Raw genomic sequence first — 16,375 nt, forward strand, 5'->3', positions numbered from 1 at the left:
AATGATGAAGATAACGAAATGGATGAAAAGGATCCTGTTGCTGGCGGGTCTGGTGTCGGGGCTGTGTTTTCTCTCGCCTGCGGCGCAGGCGGCTAACTCGGGTTGCACCAGTTCCCCCGATATTCCGGGGAAGGCGACGTTAAGCGCCGTGGCCGTGGATGCCACATTGCCGGTCGGCTCCGTGATCCCCGGCACCGAAAGGGCATTCAGTTTTGCAGGTAACTGCGCCGCCATCAGCGGCGTGCCGCAAGGGGCGGTGATCATCACCTGTTACTATGGTTCAGGGACTGAAGTTGCCGGGATGCCGGGTGTGTATAACACCGGCGTCAGCGGGATCGGCATCGCGCTGGTGAACGGTGCCAGGCAACGGGTGGCTGGCGGAGGTGCCGGATGTGACACGCGAAATACCCCGCTGGGGTATATCTCCAATACGCCTGCGAAAACCTTTTCCATCAACATGACGCTGGAATTAGTTAAAACCTCGGCCACGGTGGGTTCCGGCTCGCTCCTGCGCGCACAGACTATCTTTGGGATTGGTATGTACAACACCGGCTACGGTCTGGGGAGTAATGCGGACAGTTCGGTGTCTTACTCAGGGAACATCATTTATAAAAGCGTCGCCTGCACGACCGGCATCACGGTGCCCGTGCGGCTCGGGCGGATCCCCGCTTCTGACTTTCGGGGCGTCGGTTCAACCTCAGCACAAACCCTGTTCACCGTGCCGGTCACCTGCGATACCCCGGTTAACGTCAGCATGTCGATGTCATCGCCGGTGTATGCGTCTAAGCCCGCCGGGGTTATCGGTTTAACCCCGTCGGCCGGTAATGCGGGGGGCGTGGGGATCCAGATGTTGTACAACAATTTGCCGGTGGTATTTGACAGCTATTTCCCGGTCGGTGCGATCGCCAGCGCAGGCGCGACGCTGAATGTGCCGTTCACGGCCCGCTATTATCAGTCAGCGGCCACCGTCACGCCGGGTATCGCCAATGCTACCGCGACGTTCACGCTGGCCTATCAGTAAAGAAAACTCACATTTTTACCTGCCGGGAAGCCGGGTTTCTTTGCGTATAGTGGCAGGGAATTATGCTAAATTTAAAGCAATTCCCTGCCATTATCTTCTGCACAGGTACATGAATATGTCTGCTGAGAATGCCCCGGGCAATGCCCTCGATCAGGCCACCGCCGAGCTTTTCGAGAAACTCAGCCCCTGTGTTCAATTCAAACCTGTTCCTCCCGGCTCACGTTTTTATCTTCATGAAAACGGGGAGGTCTATTGTTATTTCATCCGCAAAGGCTGGTTCAAGATATTCCATAACCCTGAGCCGGTACTGATCGGCACCCTCTCCGTTCCGGGCATTATCGGTCTGGGTGGCGCGGTGCCGCCGGGATCCCGTATGTTTATTCAGGCACAGGACGAATCAGAAATTGCGATTGCCACCGTAAAAGAAATGCGCGAAGTGATTGAGCGGCTGGATTTGTGGGAACTGATGACGCGGCATCTGATGAGGATGAGTCAGAAACTGTATGTCAAAAGCAGTCTGCTGATGGCCCCGACCTCTTATGAAATTCTCCGGCACCAGCTTCTGGAACTGATCAGTGAACCGCCGGAAATTCGCGAAAACATTCCTGCTGCTCAATATATTCAGCTCAAGACGCAACTTTCCCGCAGCACGATCATGAAAGTGCTGTCGCAACTGAAACAGGGGGGATATGTGACGCTGGATAACGGCATTCTGAAAGAAGTGATCCGCCTGCCGCTGAAGTACTGAACGGGCAATACGGTGAGGAAGAAAGCGCGCGGTGAAGCGCGCTGTGCTGACCGTTACGCGGCTTTGACGGCGCGCACTTTTTTGGCCGGTGCCGCTTCTTCAGCCACAACGTCTTCAGAAGCCACGTTTTCTGCTTCCTCAGCCGCCGGGGTTTCTGCAACAGGAGGTTGTACTGTGTCGGTTTCCGGCAGTTTGCTGGTGCGCAGGATGTGCTGAACCGCGTCTTTCTGCTCGGCAAGGTGAAGCGCAATGTTTTCGGCCAGCGCTTCATCCATTTCAAGATTGCTTTGTAACAGCCATTCCGTGAAAGCATCTGCCATGTCGAGCATTTTGTCGTAAGCGTCCGCTTCTTTCTTATTGGCAAATGTCATTTTCTCTTCACCTTTTCTGACGACAACAAATTTTGTTTCAACAGCCATGATTCGCTCCTTATACTGTAATTATATACAGCATACCAATAATCAGTGCAGGATACATCATCCTGACTGTTTTTTATAGTCCGGTGCAGGCGTGAATTTCTCACAGATAACCGCTAAGGTAGAAAACAGCCTGTTTTATAACATTATTGTGAGGATCCCGTGACAAACCTGAAAGATGTATGCAACTGGACCAAAGACCGCTATCTGATCACCACGGACATTGAGAAACTGGATATTCCGGCGGTTCACGCCTATCTGACCCGCTCCACCTGGGCGCCGGGCATTGACGAGCAAACGGTGCGTGCAGGTGCCGAAAACAGTCTGAACTTCGGCTTGTTCGACGGCGGAAAACAGATCGGTTACGCCCGCTTTATCACCGATTATGCCACCTTCGCGTACCTGTGCGATGTGTATGTGCTGGAAGATTATCAGGGGAAAAATCTGGGGGCGTGGCTGATAGAGTGCGTACAGTCGCATCCGGTGACGGCAAAACTGCGGCGCATGGCGCTGTTCACTTCGACCGCGCCGTGGCTTTACGAGAAGTTTGGCTACACGCCGGTGAATGAACCCAACTATACGTGGGCCATCACCCGACCGGGTATTCATTTGAAGAAAGAAGTGTAAAGCATACGCCGGATAAAGAATAAGGCTCCTTTCGGAGCCTTATTCTTTATCCGGCAGCGATGTGCCGCAGGAATGATCAAGGGTACACCGCCAGCGCCCGTCCGGTTCATGACGGAAAACATAAGGGCATTAAAAAGAGTCCCTTAATTAATCGTAATTCTCGCCATACAGCCCGATCAGCCGCCGGACGACGCCGTTGGTCCAGCCGAAGCCGTCCTGAAGCGGATATTCCCCGCCGCCCCCTTCCCGCGGTGCGCCGCCGGAAATATGGTATTTCTCGATCAGTTTGTGGTGCTGCTGATAGAACTGATTCACGGTTTTCAGCCAGCTGCGTGCGATGAGATCGCCCAGCGCATCGTTGCCGTATTGTTTAAAGCCCTGGATCGCCATCCATTGCAGCGGTGCCCAGCCGTTAGGTTTATCCCACTGCTCGCCGGTTTCATACTCGGTCGCCATGATCCCGCCCGGTGTGAGTAAGCGGCTGCGAATGGCTTCTGCCAGCCGTTCCGCCTGATAATGGCTGGCGAGTCCGACGTAAAGCGGTACGACGCTGGCCGCAGAAAACAGCGCCATTTTCTGACGATGCCAGTCGTAATCGCGGAAGCACCCTTCGCTGTCGTCCCACAGATACCGGTTGATGGCTTCACGGCGGGTTTCCGCTTTGCGGCGAAACTGCGCCTCGACGCCCCTGTCGCCTTTCAGCCCGGAAATATTGGCGATGGCGCTTTCCAGTTTGTAGAGGAAAGCATTCAGATCGACCGGGATAAATTGCGTGGTGCGGATACTGGCGAGGCGATGGCCGTCGCGCAGCCAGCGTGAGGAGTAATCCCAGCCGGATTCCGCACCGGCACGCAAATCACGGTAAACCTCGTTGGCCGGACGGCTGGACAGTTTCGCGGTTTCGACATCTTCCCGCCAGGATTCATCGCGGGGCGTATCCCTGTCATCCCAGTAACGGTTGAGCAGCGTGCCATCCGGCAGACAAACCGCGTGACGGTAAGCCTGATTGGGGGAAAGCGATTCTGCGCCGTCCATCCAGAATTCATATTCCATTTTCAGGTGATCGAGATAGCGCCTCGCCCCGCGTACGCCATCTTCCTCGAACAGCTCCACCATCAGCGCAAACACCGGTGGCTGCGAGCGGCTGAGATAATAGGTGCGGTTACCGTTAGGGATGTGGCCGTACATCTCGATAATCCAGGCGAAATTATCCGCCATGGTGCGCAGCAGATCGTTGCGGCCACTTTCAGCCAGCCCGAGCATTGAGAAATAGGAATCCCAGTAATAGGTCTCGCTGAAACGCCCGCCCGGCACGACATACGCCTGTGGCAGGGGCATCAGGGATGACCAGGGCACATGATCTTCCGGCTGGCGCGTCAGCACCGGCCAGAGTTTGTCGATGTGTTCTTTCAGCGAATCGCCGGGATCAGACACATATTCGTCGCCGTGATGTTCCGGCAACCAGAAATGGGCGTCGACAAAACGTTTCAGGTTAAAGCCGGGATGGTTTTTTATCCGGCGGTAACGCAACAGGATATCCAGCGGATCCATCTTCGGCGGGCAGTCGGGAAAGGTTTTACTGTCCTCAAACAGCCCGGAAGACTGGACACTGGTAAACAGTTCCATATAACGGTCAGCAGGCGTGAGAGCATCGGAAGGCGGCAGCCCTTCGATCATCTCCGGTTCCGGTTCCGCATCCATCATGCGGTCCAGGATCAGTTCAATCGGCTCGTGTTCGCACAAACGAAACTCTTCGCCGTTAAACTTATCGTTTTCCAACCCGGCGTTTTCGTTCGTCTGGTAGTTTGCATTTTGCATATGCTGCAAGCCTCATGCTTAGAAAATGTTACGCGCCGGTGCTGTGTTTCCCGCCTGACTGCGGCGTTTCACCGTGCGGCGAAATGGCGTAAAGATCCCGCAAATACGTTTCTCCCCAGTGCGCGATATCATTTTTTCGCAGCACCGACATCATGTCGTTATACCGTTCAAGTCGTTCTTCCAGTGGCATGGTCAGGGCTTTATCCAGCGCCGCCGCCACATCATCACGGTCGTAAGGGTTAACAATCAGCGCAGAGGTCAGTTCATTGGCCGCACCGGCAAATTGCGACAGCACCAGTACGCCCGGATCTTTCGGATCCTGCGCGGCGACATATTCTTTTGCCACCAGATTCATGCCATCACGCAGGGGCGTTACCAGTCCGACATCGGTCAGCCGGAACAGTTTCATCAACAGGCTGCGCTGGAAATGCTGATTCAGGTAAAACAGCGGCGTCTGGTTAAAGCTGCCGTATTTGCCGTTAATCCGCCCGACTTCTGTTTCCAGCTGATGACGCAGTTCCTGATAGGCCTGCACGTCGCCGCGTGATGTGGGTGCAATTTGAGAATAGCGCACCTTGCCACGGTGCTGCGGGAATTTCTCCAGCAACGCCTCAAAGGCCAGAAAACGCTCCGGCAGCCCTTTGGTGTAATCCAGACGTTCACAGGAAATGATGTTCTGGGCTTCGCGCAGTTCGCGTTCCATGGCCGCCATTTTCGGCGGCAGCGGCCCTTCGGCCATTTCTTTGATGCTGTCCGGCGCAATACTGATTGGATAAACGCCGGTGGCAAAGGTGCTGCCGAAAGCCTGATGCTGATTTTCGCCGCAGTCTTCAATGTCGGTCAGTGCTTTCAGGTTATCCAGAAACGCCAGGCGGTCGCCCTCGGTCTGGAAGCCCAGCAAATCGTATTCGCACATCATTTTGAGCAGTTCGTCGTGCGTGGGAACGGCGTTGAAAATTTCCGGCGTCGGGAACGGAATATGCAGGAAGAAACCGATGCGGTTTTTCACGCCCAGTTTGCGCAGCGCGGCAGCAAACGGCAGTAAATGGTAATCGTGGATCCACAGGGTATCGTCGGGTTTGATCAGCGGTTGCAATCTTTTCGCCAGCATATCATTGACCCGGCAATAGCCTTCCCAGGCTTCACGCTGGAAATCCACCAGATCGATACGGTAATGAAGCGCTGGCCAAAGTACGGCGTTGGAGAACTGACAATAATAGAGATCGTAATCGTTCTGATTGAGCGGCACGGACGCATAGGTGATGCCGTCATCTTCCATCAGGCTGAGATCATCCTCATCTTCGCCGGAAAACTCGCTAATTTCCCCGTTCCAGCCAAACCAGACACCTGACGTGTTTTTCAACGCATCCAAAATCCCTACAGCCAGCCCGCCCGCCGATTTCGACCCGTCAGGAATGGCAATCCGGTTAGACACAACAACCAGGCGACTCATAATGTTGACTCCTTGTGCAATGTGATAATGTGACGTTGTAACGCTTCGATCCACTGGTAAACATCGCTGACGCGGTCAACGCGATAACGGGCCAGGGTTTCTCCTTCACCGACCTTCACGGAAATACCGTTCATGGCGTTGACCACTTCAAAGCCTTTTTCGTCGGTCAGGTCATCGCCGATAAACACCGGCAGACGACCGGCAAAAGGCGGCTGTTGCATAAAGCTGTAAATCGCTGCGCCTTTGTCCTTGCCGCGGGGTTTGATCTCAATAACGCATTTACCGGGCTGAAGCACCAGTTCCGGATAGTTCGCCACCACGGATTCCGCCAGCGCCAGCACTTTTTGCTGATGCAACATCGCCTGACGGTAATGCAGCGCAAAGGCCATGCCTTTGGTTTCCAGCAAGGTGCCCGGCAGTTCAGCCATGCCCTGTTCCAGCTGGTGCTGCACCCGGGCTTCGACATCGGCCGGTAAGGTGACGCGATGCAGTTTACCCGCACCGTCGCGCATCTCCGCACCGTGTACGCCCGCCGCAGGCAGAACCAGCGGTGCCGCCAGTTGATCAAGCTGCTCCACGGGACGGCCTGAAATCAGCGCCAGTGCGCCGGATGAGGCGGCAAAAAGGGTTTTCAGGTGATCGCGAACCTCTGCGGGAATAGTGACCGCATCCGGTTCATCACGGATTTCTGCCAGAGTGCCGTCGACATCGAAGAAGAAGGCGTAGTTGTCGCCAGTAATGGCGGTAATGGGGGGAGTGGTTGAAAGCGTTTCCTTCATCGTTGTAGCCAAAGTAATTCTCCTGTTTGTGGGGGACTTCACAATAAAATACTGCAGACCCTCTTTACACCATCGAATAAATACTAGCTTAAATAAAGGACTTAGAAGGAATATCAGATTATTCCAAAAACCAAAACACGCCGGTCAGCGTGAACTGAACGGCGTGAAACGTCATGATGTTACTCATTACCACACGGCGTGCGGATCAGAAATTATACTGGATCCCCAGACGGAAACGGGTCTGTCTTTCATCCGTGGTTTTGCGCACGGAAACATTACCGACCTGAACATAAGGCGTCCATTGTTTATTAATATTATAAGCCACTTTCAGATCCTGTTCGTAATCCCATTTATCATTGTCATACAGGATCTGATCGCTGTGTTTATAAATATAGTTATATTCGAAACGCCAGTCGGCAAGACGATAACCCAGCCAGATTTCACCGCGATTGGTTTTACGGTCTTCGGTATTTTCTTTGGTATAACGGGTATATTCATAGCGGTAACGTGCATTGAAATATATCCCGCTGTCAAAAGTATATCCGGCGGTTAAAAACGGCTTGTAAATACTGCTGTCAGAACTGGATTCCAGCGTAAAGCCCGGCTGCACAAACACCTTTGGCGTTATTTTATACTGATAGCTGACGGTGCTTTCAGTGCCATTATCTACCAGATTATTAAAGGGTTTATTCGGGTTGTCACCGCCGGATTTCCATTTAGCTTCCAGCGAGAAACCAAAGCCGTTGGCAAAACGGTGCGACACCATCGCCCTGTCTTTATGTTGTTTACTGTCATCCAGCCATTCATGGCGAAGGTCAATCGTCACGGCCTGGCTGCCGGCGCTGGCCAGCAGTAAGCCGCAGATCATCAGTCTGCTCTTTTTCATTATGTATAATCCCAGAGATATTGATTAATATTTTTATTTAATAGAGAAACGTCCTGTTTCAGGTTGCGCTGAATAAATTATTTCGCGCTATGGGTACTGTTACTGCCGGTATAAAAATGATTACTCTTATCTACATTGCCGGTAACGGCGTCATCATATTTGCCGGGCACGGTGCGCACGGAAATATTGTTCTTAAATATGCCCTGTTTATCTGCCGTGGTGTAAGGCGAAGGCCGGAACAGGAAATTGAACCGTTTATTGTCCACCGCCCGGTTGCCTTCCACGATCAGCGCACCCGGATTAAAGTTATCGGTAAAGCCGTCCATGCCATTTTCCTCTGCCACGCTGTTAAGCACTTTATGCGCGACCGGCAATCCTTCACCGCCCAGTTTGAAACCGTTGCTGCCGTTGTGTACTGAACGGCTGTTTTCAATGGTGACGCTGCCGTTCGGGCCGTCCTCAATCTTGTTGAACAGGTCAAAACCGTCGTCGATATTGTCGTGGGAATAACAGTTCACCAGCCGGTTACCCTCACCCACGCGCATTTTCACCGCGAAACCGTCCGCGTTTTTGCGTCCCGGATCCTGATTGCCCCAGGATTCTGAGTTACTGATCAGGTTTCGGCTGGCCCATAACGCGCGCCCGATGCCGTCCGGCGACGCCACCCAGATGCCGGTATCGTCGGCATGATGTGCCTTCACCTGATCAAGATGGTTATCGCTTCCGGCGATATGGAAACTCTTTTGCGTGACGGTAATGCCCTGCACATCCCAGTAACTGGCCTGCAGTTTCAGGCCGTTAAACACCACATTGTTGCCCTGCGGACGCAGCGTTTTGCGCTGTGGCGCGGTACCGCTGGCGGTCGCCGGGATCACGGACGCCGGATAGTCGCCGTCTGCCAGCCACAGGGTGCCGCCCGGTGCCAGCAGATTGACTGCACTGGCGAAATCCAGCGGATGTTCCTGCGAACCGTCATTATCCGCCGCGCCGCCGGGTGACACATACAGCACATCAGGATTGCTCACCAGCGCCATGCTGACCGGGAATGTCTGCATCAGCGGTGTGCCGTTTTCCGGCGTAAACGTGATGTTCAGCGTGGTGGCAGGCTGTTCGGCATGGAACGGCACGGCGATCACGTCACCGCCCTTCACGGCTTTCTCACGCAATAACGCCTTGCCGCCCTGTTCGATAATTACCTTACCGTCGCCATTGGTGCGCAACTGGAAAACGCTGTCACGTCGGGTGATCACCGGGGATGACATGATCTCAATACGGGGTTTAAGTGACGGTGTCACGTAAGGCGCGGACGGCAACGTATGCGCTTCGCTGAGCGTCAGCTTTGCGTGATGCACGGTGATGCGGGCATTGCGTGAGGCGAAGAAGCCGACGTAATAGCCGGTCTTGTCGAGCTGCGTCACGCGATCAGCGCCAGCTGCCGACTTGCTGACCCACTGATCGCTGCCCTGCGGCGCATAGGCGACGTCAAAACCGCTGTCGGTGCGGGTCATTTTCAGCAGGAAACGGGTCGGCGTGGTCAGCGGATGATAGCTTTCACGCACGATGCTGATCCCGGTATTTCCCCAGGGTTGCTGCACGCCCTGACGGGCAATCAGCGCCACGACCGGCGGTGTGTCCCCGATGGCCATCACGCTGTTCATCACCATGTTCGAGGCGGCGGGTAATTCCTCAATCCCCGGTTTGGTCACCGGTTCACGCGGGTTGCCCAGAATATCGCGCACCAGCAAGCCGGCACCTTCCTGCCCTGCCGGTTTCGCGCCGTTTTCCGGCCCGAACTGATTGAGCGTGATATCCGCTTCAAGCTGGAAATTCACATCAGCCGGTAAGCGGGTATAAAAATAGGTCAGGCCGTCGTGGCTGTTGCCCACTTTGCCGCCACGGCTTTCCAGCGTAAACGGCGTGGTCAGCAGAGTGCCTGCCGCCGCAACGGGTTTACCCCCCGCCAGCAGCGTTTCGTTCATGCCGGTTTTCTCCGGCAGGACGTTGGTGGCGAAGTTGACGTCGGTCGACTGACCGAACGTGATGCTGTGCCACACCAGTTTGCCGGTATCAGGCAATGCAGCGGCAACGCTTTGTGCGCTGATCCCGAGGGACAACGCGACAAAAAACAGTTTTGGTTCCCACATGTTCGTTCTCATCCTAAAAACGTAGCTGGTCGCTGGCCGGTTTCCCGGCCAGTCGGTGATATGAAAAATAACGGAGAAGATCAGGTATTACGGTTGCTGCGTGGTACTGACCATGGGTTTAGGTTCGTCAACTTCCACGGCAGGGGTATCGAAGATTTTGCGGCACACCACGCTGTTACCCCAGCATTGTTCATACGGGTAACCAATCAGTTCTTCCATGACCGCGCGGACCTCGGGTTGCACCTGGCTGATCTGGCCGCCTGCTTTAATGCGCGCCACTTCGCCGAGGACTACTAAGTGCGTTTTACGGTTCAGTTTCATCTGGTTACTGAAGACAATCGCCATCAGCGCCAGCGCGATAACCCCGATGCAGAACACCAGCGCAATGGCGGTAACGGCACTTTCGGGCTGAGTGTGCGATTTGGACTGGAAGCCGTAGAAACTCAGGATAGCGCCCATCACGAAGACGATCACCGAACGCATCAGCTTACCGGAGAAGGTCATGGCCCCGGCGTAAATCCCCTCGCGGCGGCGGCCGGTGAAGGCTTCATCGATATCCGCCAGGAAGGTGTACACCGTCCACGGAATGTAATACACCCCGCCGGTACCGATACCGAACACGACGGTGATGGTCAGCATGGCGACGGTGGCGTATTGCTGCGGCAGATGCAGGAAATGCAGCAGGCTGTAGCAAAGCACAGAGAAAATCACGATGCCGAGCGCCAGGATGTAAGGCTTGCTGAAACCGTGCTTCACACAGATGCCGATAAAGATGGCGGTTGAGAACAGTTGCAGGATGGAGTTCAGACTGCTCAGCCCGGCAACCATGCTCGGGTCATATTGCAGCACGAAAATGATGAAATAGGTGAAGACCGACGCAAACAGCCATTCCGCCCCGAAGCCGCACAGATACATGCCCAGGTGCTTGCGGAACACCTTCAGATGGAAGGTCGATTTCATGTCGCGCACCAGCGTCAGCATGGTTTTGCCGAGACTCATTTTCTTCTCATCGGCTGGCGTGGTTTCTTCTACCGGACGCTCCCACGACGAGAGGTACAACATGCCGATGGCGATAAACAGGATCACGCCGTAAGTCAGTGCGGTGAAGAAGAACGGCTGCGCCGAGTCTTTGCCGTAAATAAGGATGAACTGGCCAGGAATGAACGCCGCCAGGAAGTTCGCCACTTTACCGAAAATGGCTTTATAGCCGGTCAGCTTGGAACGCGCGGAGAAGTCGGTGGTCATTTCTGTCGCCAGCGTCTCGTACGGCACCATGACGGAGGTGTAGATCAGCTCGAACAGCACGTAGGTGGACAGGTAATACCAGAAACCGAAGCCCTCTACCCATAACAGCGGGTAGAACATCATCAGCGGTACGCCGAGCAGGATGAAGAAGCGGCGACGCCCGAAGCGTTTACCGAGGCGTGTTTTGCCGAAATTATCCGAGAGATAGCCCATCAGCGGGTTACTGATGGCATCAATGATACTGGCCACTGAGAAGATCGCCGACGCCTGTAACAGCGTCAGGCCGCAAAAGGTGGTGTAGAAATACAGCAGCCAGATCCCGGCGATCGCCAGTGCCCCGCTGCCCAACAGGTTCCCACCGCCGTAAGCCAGCTGATGTTTAAATAAAATAGGTTTTTCTGCGTTCATGAGTTTCCGCCCAGAGAGATTTTTATAAAATGAACCGATGTTTCGTTTTTATAGAGATAGCGTTTTATATAGGCGGGATGAATGAATTGATGTGAATAGCATCACATTTAAAACAGCGCGGGGGTTTTGAGCAGCGATTTTGCGATACGTGTAACATTCCTCGCCATCATTTATCCACATTTGGCGAAAACGTTCGGATTGCATTAGTTTTAAATCGAATGATTACCTGTCTATTGCTTTACTAAACCGACACTTAACCTGCACGAGAATTTTACATCCTCTTCGGAATTTTCAGTGAAGGTCATGCATAAAGAAGGAATAAACGAAGGGAAAGGCCAGTCCCTGGCCCTGTTGCCTGCTACAGCGGGAAAATACGGGGAGTCTGCGATCAGGCTTCCAGTAACGATGCGGTGCTCTCATGCAGTTCATCGAGCAAGGCATAACGCTTGCGGTATTCAGAGCGTTTTTTACTGGCGATCTCATCCATTGGTTTGCGCGGCAGTTCCGCCGGTACCTGATACAACGCCGGGGAACAGCGGGTGGCGCTGATGGAATCCCAGAATTCGTTATAGCTGGCGACGAAGACGTTTTTCTTACGATGACGGTAACGCAGGCTGCGGAATACGTGCCCGGTGTCGCTGACGGCCAGAATGTGTTGCACGCCGGTGTGTGCCGCAAGACGTTGCAGGCTTTCCAGCAGCAGCCGTTTCGGGAACAACCCGTAACAGGATTTGGTCGCCTGCTTAATCACCTCATGCGGCGTCGACCGGTGTGCGCCCTGGAACCCGCCGACGATCAGGGTCAGCCCTTGCGGACGCTGCACCACGCTGAAGGTCAGCGCGGCGAGCAAGGTCTCCTCCATATAGAGGAACATATTGGCTTCACCTTCCCGCTCCGATTTACCGATCGATCCCAGTACCACATGGAAAGCTTCGCCGTCTTTGCCGGTAAAGCGGGTGATGGTGTTACCCGTTGCGCTCAGAAAGGTGTTGCGTAACGCCACACTGTCGAGACTTTTCACAAAGTCATAGTGATCGACCAGCGCCGCCGCACGTCCGGCAGAGGGCAATCCGAGATACAGATAGGGTTTGTGAATTTTTCCCGGCAGCTTGGTCTGCACGGTGAAAGCTTCGTGCCACAACGGCTCGGCGGCCATTTTATCCAGCACTTTTAAAGTATCCAGCGGATGCAGCAAGGCGCGCACGGCGTACTTCACGCGGTACATGCGGTCGCGCCACAGGTTATCCGGCACGCACGCCCCGCTCAGCAGATCCCTGAAAAGGGTGAATCCGCTGCTTTTTTTGCTTGTCTGTTCAACGGGGAAATTGCCGCTGAGGGATTCGGTGTCGTTGAGTGGTGAGTGTTCCATGATGTCTTCCCGGTGCCAGAAATCATCACGTTATCACCGGATTTTTAAACATCTTTACAACGTGGTTTTAATGAGAAGCGAGGCTGTCAGATTAAGTGCAGGCTGTTTAGCTGCCGTTTATCCGCACGACAAAAAACCGTGGCAGAGCCAGATAACTATTCATAAAAGTGATGAGTTTCTCGTTTTCAGACATCGTCCACACACCGCAGGCGATAATTTGGTTTACTCAGATGTGTTGGGAAATGTTACGAAAATGAATTCGTAATGATCATTCAGCAGTTGTAAGGAAACCTTGATGAAAATTATTTCTACTTTTTGCCTCGCCAGCCTTTTCTCTGTCAATGCATTCGCCCTGACCGGCAATGACGCGACCACCAAACCAGACCTTTATTACTTAAAAAACGATCAGGCGATTAACAGCCTGGCACTGCTTCCGCCACCGCCAGCGGTAGGCAGTATCGCGTTTCTGAACGATCAGGCCATGTATGAACAGGGCCGTCTGTTGCGCTCAACGGAACGCGGCAAACTGGCGGCAGAAGATGCCAACCTGAGCGCCGGCGGCGTAGCCAATGCCTTCTCCGGCGCATTCGGCTCGCCGATCACCGCCAAAGACACGCCGGAACTGCATAAATTACTGACCAATATGATCGAAGATGCCGGTGATCTGGCGACCCGCTCTGCCAAAGAAAAGTACATGCGCATCCGTCCGTTTGCCTTCTACGGCGTCCCGACCTGTAACACCACCGAGCAGGATAAATTGTCGAAAAACGGCTCGTACCCGTCCGGCCATACCTCTATCGGCTGGGCCACCGCGCTGGTGCTGACCGAAATTAACCCGCAACGTCAGGATCAGATCCTGCAACGCGGTTTCGATTTAGGCCAGAGCCGGGTCATTTGCGGCTACCACTGGCAAAGTGACGTCGATGCCGCGCGCATTGTCGGCTCCGCCGTTGTCGCCACCCTGCACACCAATACGGCTTTCCAGCAGCAACTGCAAAAAGCCAAAGAAGAGTTTGCGAAACAGCATCCTTAACAGGGTCTGAATAACAAAAGGCTCCTGTGTTAACAGGGGCCTTTTTTGCTTCTGTTATTTATTCTCCACAAATTCAAACGCCAGCCGCAGTTGTTCGGCGTCAGGATTTCCCGGCAGCAGATGGATGGATTCGCCCGGTTGCAGGGTACGTTCAATCAGGCGGGAAAGCTGTTGCTCATCATGAATATCCACCTGTAACGCCGCCAGACTCACCGGCAGATCCAGCACCTTGTACAGTGCGGTTAACTGCGTCACCACTTCCGGCTGATTGAGCAGTGCGCTTTGCACCAGAATGCCGTAAGCCACTTTCGTGCCGTGCAGGAAAGCATCGGTTTGCGGCAGCGCGGTCAGACCGTTATGCACGGAATGCGCGGCGGCAATGCGTGTGAAACGGTCGCCCAGACCACCGACTAATCCGCCCCCTGCAATGATCGCATCCAGTACATTCAGGAAAGACTGCGTCAGCTGGTTATCGTCCTGCGCCTGCAAGGCAGCTTCGCTTTCATTGAGTAACACGTCGCGGATCGTCAGCGCGGTATTCAGACCGAGCTGCACGGTTAATGGCAGTTTTTCCGGCTGCGGACTGAGTACGACTGCTTCGTACCATTTCGCCAGCGTGTCGCCGATCCCGGCCAGCAGATACGCTTTCGGCGCGCGCAGGATAATGCGCGGTTCGACCAGCACCAGATGATTGGCGTCATTAAAGATTTCGTAACGCAGCGCCTGCCCTTCGTCGTTATACCAGACGGAAAGCGGCGTCCAGGCCGCACAGGTCGCGGCGATGGTCGGGATAGCGACAACCGGCAATCCCATACGTCGCGCCACGACTTTGGCGGTATCCAGCACCGCCCCGCCGCCGATACCGATCACTACCTGACGGTCATGGCCGCCGATATCCGCAATGCGCTGCACTTCGGTTTCGCTGCAATGGGCTTTGAACAACACGCGCTTTGCCTGCGATGCGGTAAAGGCTTCCGGAAGAAAATCCTGTGCGGCCACCAGGGCGCGCTCGCCGTAAATCCACAGGGCTTTATCCAGCTGTTCCGGCGTATAAAATTCTGCAAGGCGGTCGATCGCACCGGGGAAAGAAAAATAGTTGGCGGGGCCGGTTACCACGCGGATATCAGTATCACTCATGGGGAAATCCTTAATTTAGAAGCTGTTAACATCCTACTCCCGGACATCCGGATGGCTAATACTCTTTGGCATTAACTTATGCCTTTTCGTTCGTTGCCAAGTGTTACCCGGTCATGAAAACTCGGACAATCAATTCATTAACCCACTATAAAAGCCTGCACAAAGGGCTCGCGTGAATTGTCCTCCCGTTAAATGATGATTAACCACACAGGGTAATAAACATGAAACTGTTTTCTGCTTCATTGCTGGCATTAAGCCTGCTCTCCGTTTTTCCTGCTTTCGCGGCAGACACCGCGCCGGTGCCGAAAGCGATAGCCGACCATAAAGGGCCGGTCCGCATCGCCGTGATCCGCAATCTCGGCTCCGATGACAACACCACGCAGTTTGTCTCCGGCGCGATTCAGGAAGGCCGCAAACTGGGTTTTCAGGTCAGCACTTTCCTCAGTAACGGCGACGACGCCAAATTTCAGGATTTCGTCAATCAGGCCATCAGCCAGAAATATGATGGCATTATTTTGTCACAGGGGCGTGATCCTTATTCCACCGACCTGCTGAAACGCATTACGGCCAGTGGCATCGCGGTATCGGTGTTCGATACGGCGGTGAACGGTGACATTCCCGGTGTGACCGTCACCCAACAGGACGACGCCTCGCTGACCGATCTTTCCGTCGGGCAACTGGTAAAAGATTTCAACGGCAAAGCCAATATCGTCAAACTGTGGGTGGCCGGTTTCCCGCCAATGGAACGTCGTCAGGATGCCTACAAAAAAGTGTTAGCCGCCAGTCCGGGCATTCATGAACTGGAATCGGTCGGCGCGGTGTCTTCGGATGTTCAGGGCGATACCGCCAATAAAATCGGCGCACTGCTGGCGAAATACCCTAAGGGCAAAATCGACGCCATCTGGGGAACCTGGGATGCGTTCAGTCAGGGCGCGTACAAAGCCTTGCAGGAAAATGGCCGCACCGAAATCAAACTCTACAGCATCGATATTTCCAATCAGGATATCGGCCTGATGCGCGCCGCCAACAGCCCGTGGAAACTGAGCGTGGCGGTAGATCCTAAACTGATCGGCGCAATCAACCTGCGTCTGGTGGTCAACAAAATTGCCGGTGAGAAAACCCCGGCGACCTATGAGTTTAAAGCGGCGGCCATTCCGCAGGCGCTGCTGATCAGTCATCCGGATGCGGTGAACGTCGCGTCGCTGGCGAAAGTGATCCCGGGCTGGGGCAAATCCGATGATTTCATTGCGCCGTGGTTCGCCACCCTTGAAGCGCAGCATAAAAAATAAGG

General features: G+C 54.3%; 14 protein-coding genes. 5 read left to right on the top strand and 9 right to left on the bottom strand.

The window, feature by feature from the left end:
* Position 1 precedes the first annotated feature (1 nt).
* Positions 2-1,021, top strand: a complete 1,020-nt coding sequence (locus J9880_RS22080; RefSeq protein ID WP_332875568.1) for a fimbrial protein — start codon at positions 2-4, stop codon at positions 1,019-1,021.
* 115 nt (positions 1,022-1,136) lie between these two features.
* Entirely contained in the window at positions 1,137-1,769 is a 633-nt protein-coding gene (locus J9880_RS22085) for a winged helix-turn-helix transcriptional regulator (RefSeq protein ID WP_232770777.1), read from the top strand.
* 53 nt (positions 1,770-1,822) lie between these two features.
* Here the strand turns inward: J9880_RS22085 and J9880_RS22090 are convergent, their stop codons facing one another.
* Positions 1,823-2,188 (bottom strand): YebG family protein, encoded by a 366-nt coding sequence (locus J9880_RS22090; protein WP_095925732.1) that lies wholly within the window; start codon positions 2,186-2,188, stop codon positions 1,823-1,825.
* 159 nt (positions 2,189-2,347) lie between these two features.
* On the opposite strand from J9880_RS22090, the gene J9880_RS22095 reads away from it, so the two are divergent.
* Positions 2,348-2,812 (top strand): GNAT family N-acetyltransferase, encoded by a 465-nt coding sequence (locus J9880_RS22095; protein ID WP_232770778.1) that lies wholly within the window; start codon positions 2,348-2,350, stop codon positions 2,810-2,812.
* Positions 2,813-2,959: 147 nt separating this feature from the next.
* Here the strand turns inward: J9880_RS22095 and treF are convergent, their stop codons facing one another.
* The 7 genes from treF to J9880_RS22130 all read right to left on the bottom strand — a co-directional run bounded on the left by treF (position 2,960) and on the right by J9880_RS22130 (position 12,914).
* Positions 2,960-4,630: an alpha,alpha-trehalase TreF gene (gene treF / locus J9880_RS22100; protein WP_232770779.1), complete on the bottom strand. Its 1,671-nt coding sequence runs from the start codon at positions 4,628-4,630 to the stop codon at positions 2,960-2,962.
* 28 nt (positions 4,631-4,658) lie between these two features.
* Positions 4,659-6,083: an alpha,alpha-trehalose-phosphate synthase gene (gene otsA / locus J9880_RS22105; RefSeq protein ID WP_095925734.1), complete on the bottom strand. Its 1,425-nt coding sequence runs from the start codon at positions 6,081-6,083 to the stop codon at positions 4,659-4,661.
* Entirely contained in the window at positions 6,080-6,862 is a 783-nt protein-coding gene (gene otsB / locus J9880_RS22110) for a trehalose-phosphatase (protein ID WP_232770910.1), read from the bottom strand. The genes otsA and otsB overlap by 4 nt, the downstream gene beginning before the upstream one ends.
* A gap of 205 nt (positions 6,863-7,067) precedes the next feature.
* On the bottom strand, positions 7,068-7,748 hold the full coding sequence (locus tag J9880_RS22115) for an oligogalacturonate-specific porin KdgM family protein (protein WP_095925736.1): 681 nt from the start codon (positions 7,746-7,748) through the stop codon (positions 7,068-7,070).
* Between the two features lie 77 nt (positions 7,749-7,825).
* Positions 7,826-9,892: a right-handed parallel beta-helix repeat-containing protein gene (locus tag J9880_RS22120; protein ID WP_232770781.1), complete on the bottom strand. Its 2,067-nt coding sequence runs from the start codon at positions 9,890-9,892 to the stop codon at positions 7,826-7,828.
* Positions 9,893-9,979: 87 nt separating this feature from the next.
* Positions 9,980-11,545 (bottom strand): MFS transporter, encoded by a 1,566-nt coding sequence (locus J9880_RS22125; protein WP_095925738.1) that lies wholly within the window; start codon positions 11,543-11,545, stop codon positions 9,980-9,982.
* A gap of 388 nt (positions 11,546-11,933) precedes the next feature.
* The gene (locus J9880_RS22130) at positions 11,934-12,914 is read right to left on the bottom strand and encodes a VirK/YbjX family protein (protein WP_095925739.1); all 981 of its coding nucleotides are present in this window, start codon (positions 12,912-12,914) and stop codon (positions 11,934-11,936) included.
* Between the two features lie 295 nt (positions 12,915-13,209).
* On the opposite strand from J9880_RS22130, the gene phoC reads away from it, so the two are divergent.
* A complete protein-coding gene (gene phoC, locus J9880_RS22135; RefSeq protein WP_095925740.1) occupies positions 13,210-13,947 on the top strand; it encodes an acid phosphatase PhoC in 738 nt (245 codons plus the stop codon).
* Between the two features lie 54 nt (positions 13,948-14,001).
* Here phoC and J9880_RS22140 read toward each other — a convergent pair whose 3' ends face one another.
* Positions 14,002-15,084, bottom strand: a complete 1,083-nt coding sequence (locus J9880_RS22140; protein WP_232770783.1) for an oxidoreductase — start codon at positions 15,082-15,084, stop codon at positions 14,002-14,004.
* 221 nt (positions 15,085-15,305) lie between these two features.
* On the opposite strand from J9880_RS22140, the gene J9880_RS22145 reads away from it, so the two are divergent.
* Positions 15,306-16,373, top strand: coding sequence for a sugar ABC transporter substrate-binding protein (locus J9880_RS22145; protein WP_232770785.1), 1,068 nt, complete (start codon positions 15,306-15,308; stop codon positions 16,371-16,373).
* Positions 16,374-16,375 lie beyond the last annotated feature (2 nt).

Source organism: Rahnella victoriana (genome assembly GCF_021276285.1).
GTDB classification, from domain to species: domain Bacteria; phylum Pseudomonadota; class Gammaproteobacteria; order Enterobacterales; family Enterobacteriaceae; genus Rahnella; species Rahnella victoriana.

Excerpts from the sequence above, each read along its gene's own strand:
- J9880_RS22080 (WP_332875568.1), top strand. The coding sequence starts at position 2 with ATGATGAAGATAACGAAATGGATGAAAAGGATCCTGTTGCTGGCGGGT.
- J9880_RS22085 (WP_232770777.1), top strand. The coding sequence starts at position 1,137 with ATGTCTGCTGAGAATGCCCCGGGCAATGCCCTCGATCAGGCCACCGCC.
- J9880_RS22090 (WP_095925732.1), bottom strand. The coding sequence starts at position 2,188 with ATGGCTGTTGAAACAAAATTTGTTGTCGTCAGAAAAGGTGAAGAGAAA.
- treF (WP_232770779.1), bottom strand. The coding sequence starts at position 4,630 with ATGCAAAATGCAAACTACCAGACGAACGAAAACGCCGGGTTGGAAAAC.
- otsA (WP_095925734.1), bottom strand. The coding sequence starts at position 6,083 with ATGAGTCGCCTGGTTGTTGTGTCTAACCGGATTGCCATTCCTGACGGG.
- otsB (WP_232770910.1), bottom strand. The coding sequence starts at position 6,862 with ATGAAGGAAACGCTTTCAACCACTCCCCCCATTACCGCCATTACTGGC.
- J9880_RS22115 (WP_095925736.1), bottom strand. The coding sequence starts at position 7,748 with ATGAAAAAGAGCAGACTGATGATCTGCGGCTTACTGCTGGCCAGCGCC.
- J9880_RS22120 (WP_232770781.1), bottom strand. The coding sequence starts at position 9,892 with ATGTGGGAACCAAAACTGTTTTTTGTCGCGTTGTCCCTCGGGATCAGC.
- J9880_RS22125 (WP_095925738.1), bottom strand. The coding sequence starts at position 11,545 with ATGAACGCAGAAAAACCTATTTTATTTAAACATCAGCTGGCTTACGGC.
- J9880_RS22130 (WP_095925739.1), bottom strand. The coding sequence starts at position 12,914 with ATGGAACACTCACCACTCAACGACACCGAATCCCTCAGCGGCAATTTC.
- phoC (WP_095925740.1), top strand. The coding sequence starts at position 13,210 with ATGAAAATTATTTCTACTTTTTGCCTCGCCAGCCTTTTCTCTGTCAAT.
- J9880_RS22140 (WP_232770783.1), bottom strand. The coding sequence starts at position 15,084 with ATGAGTGATACTGATATCCGCGTGGTAACCGGCCCCGCCAACTATTTT.
- J9880_RS22145 (WP_232770785.1), top strand. The coding sequence starts at position 15,306 with ATGAAACTGTTTTCTGCTTCATTGCTGGCATTAAGCCTGCTCTCCGTT.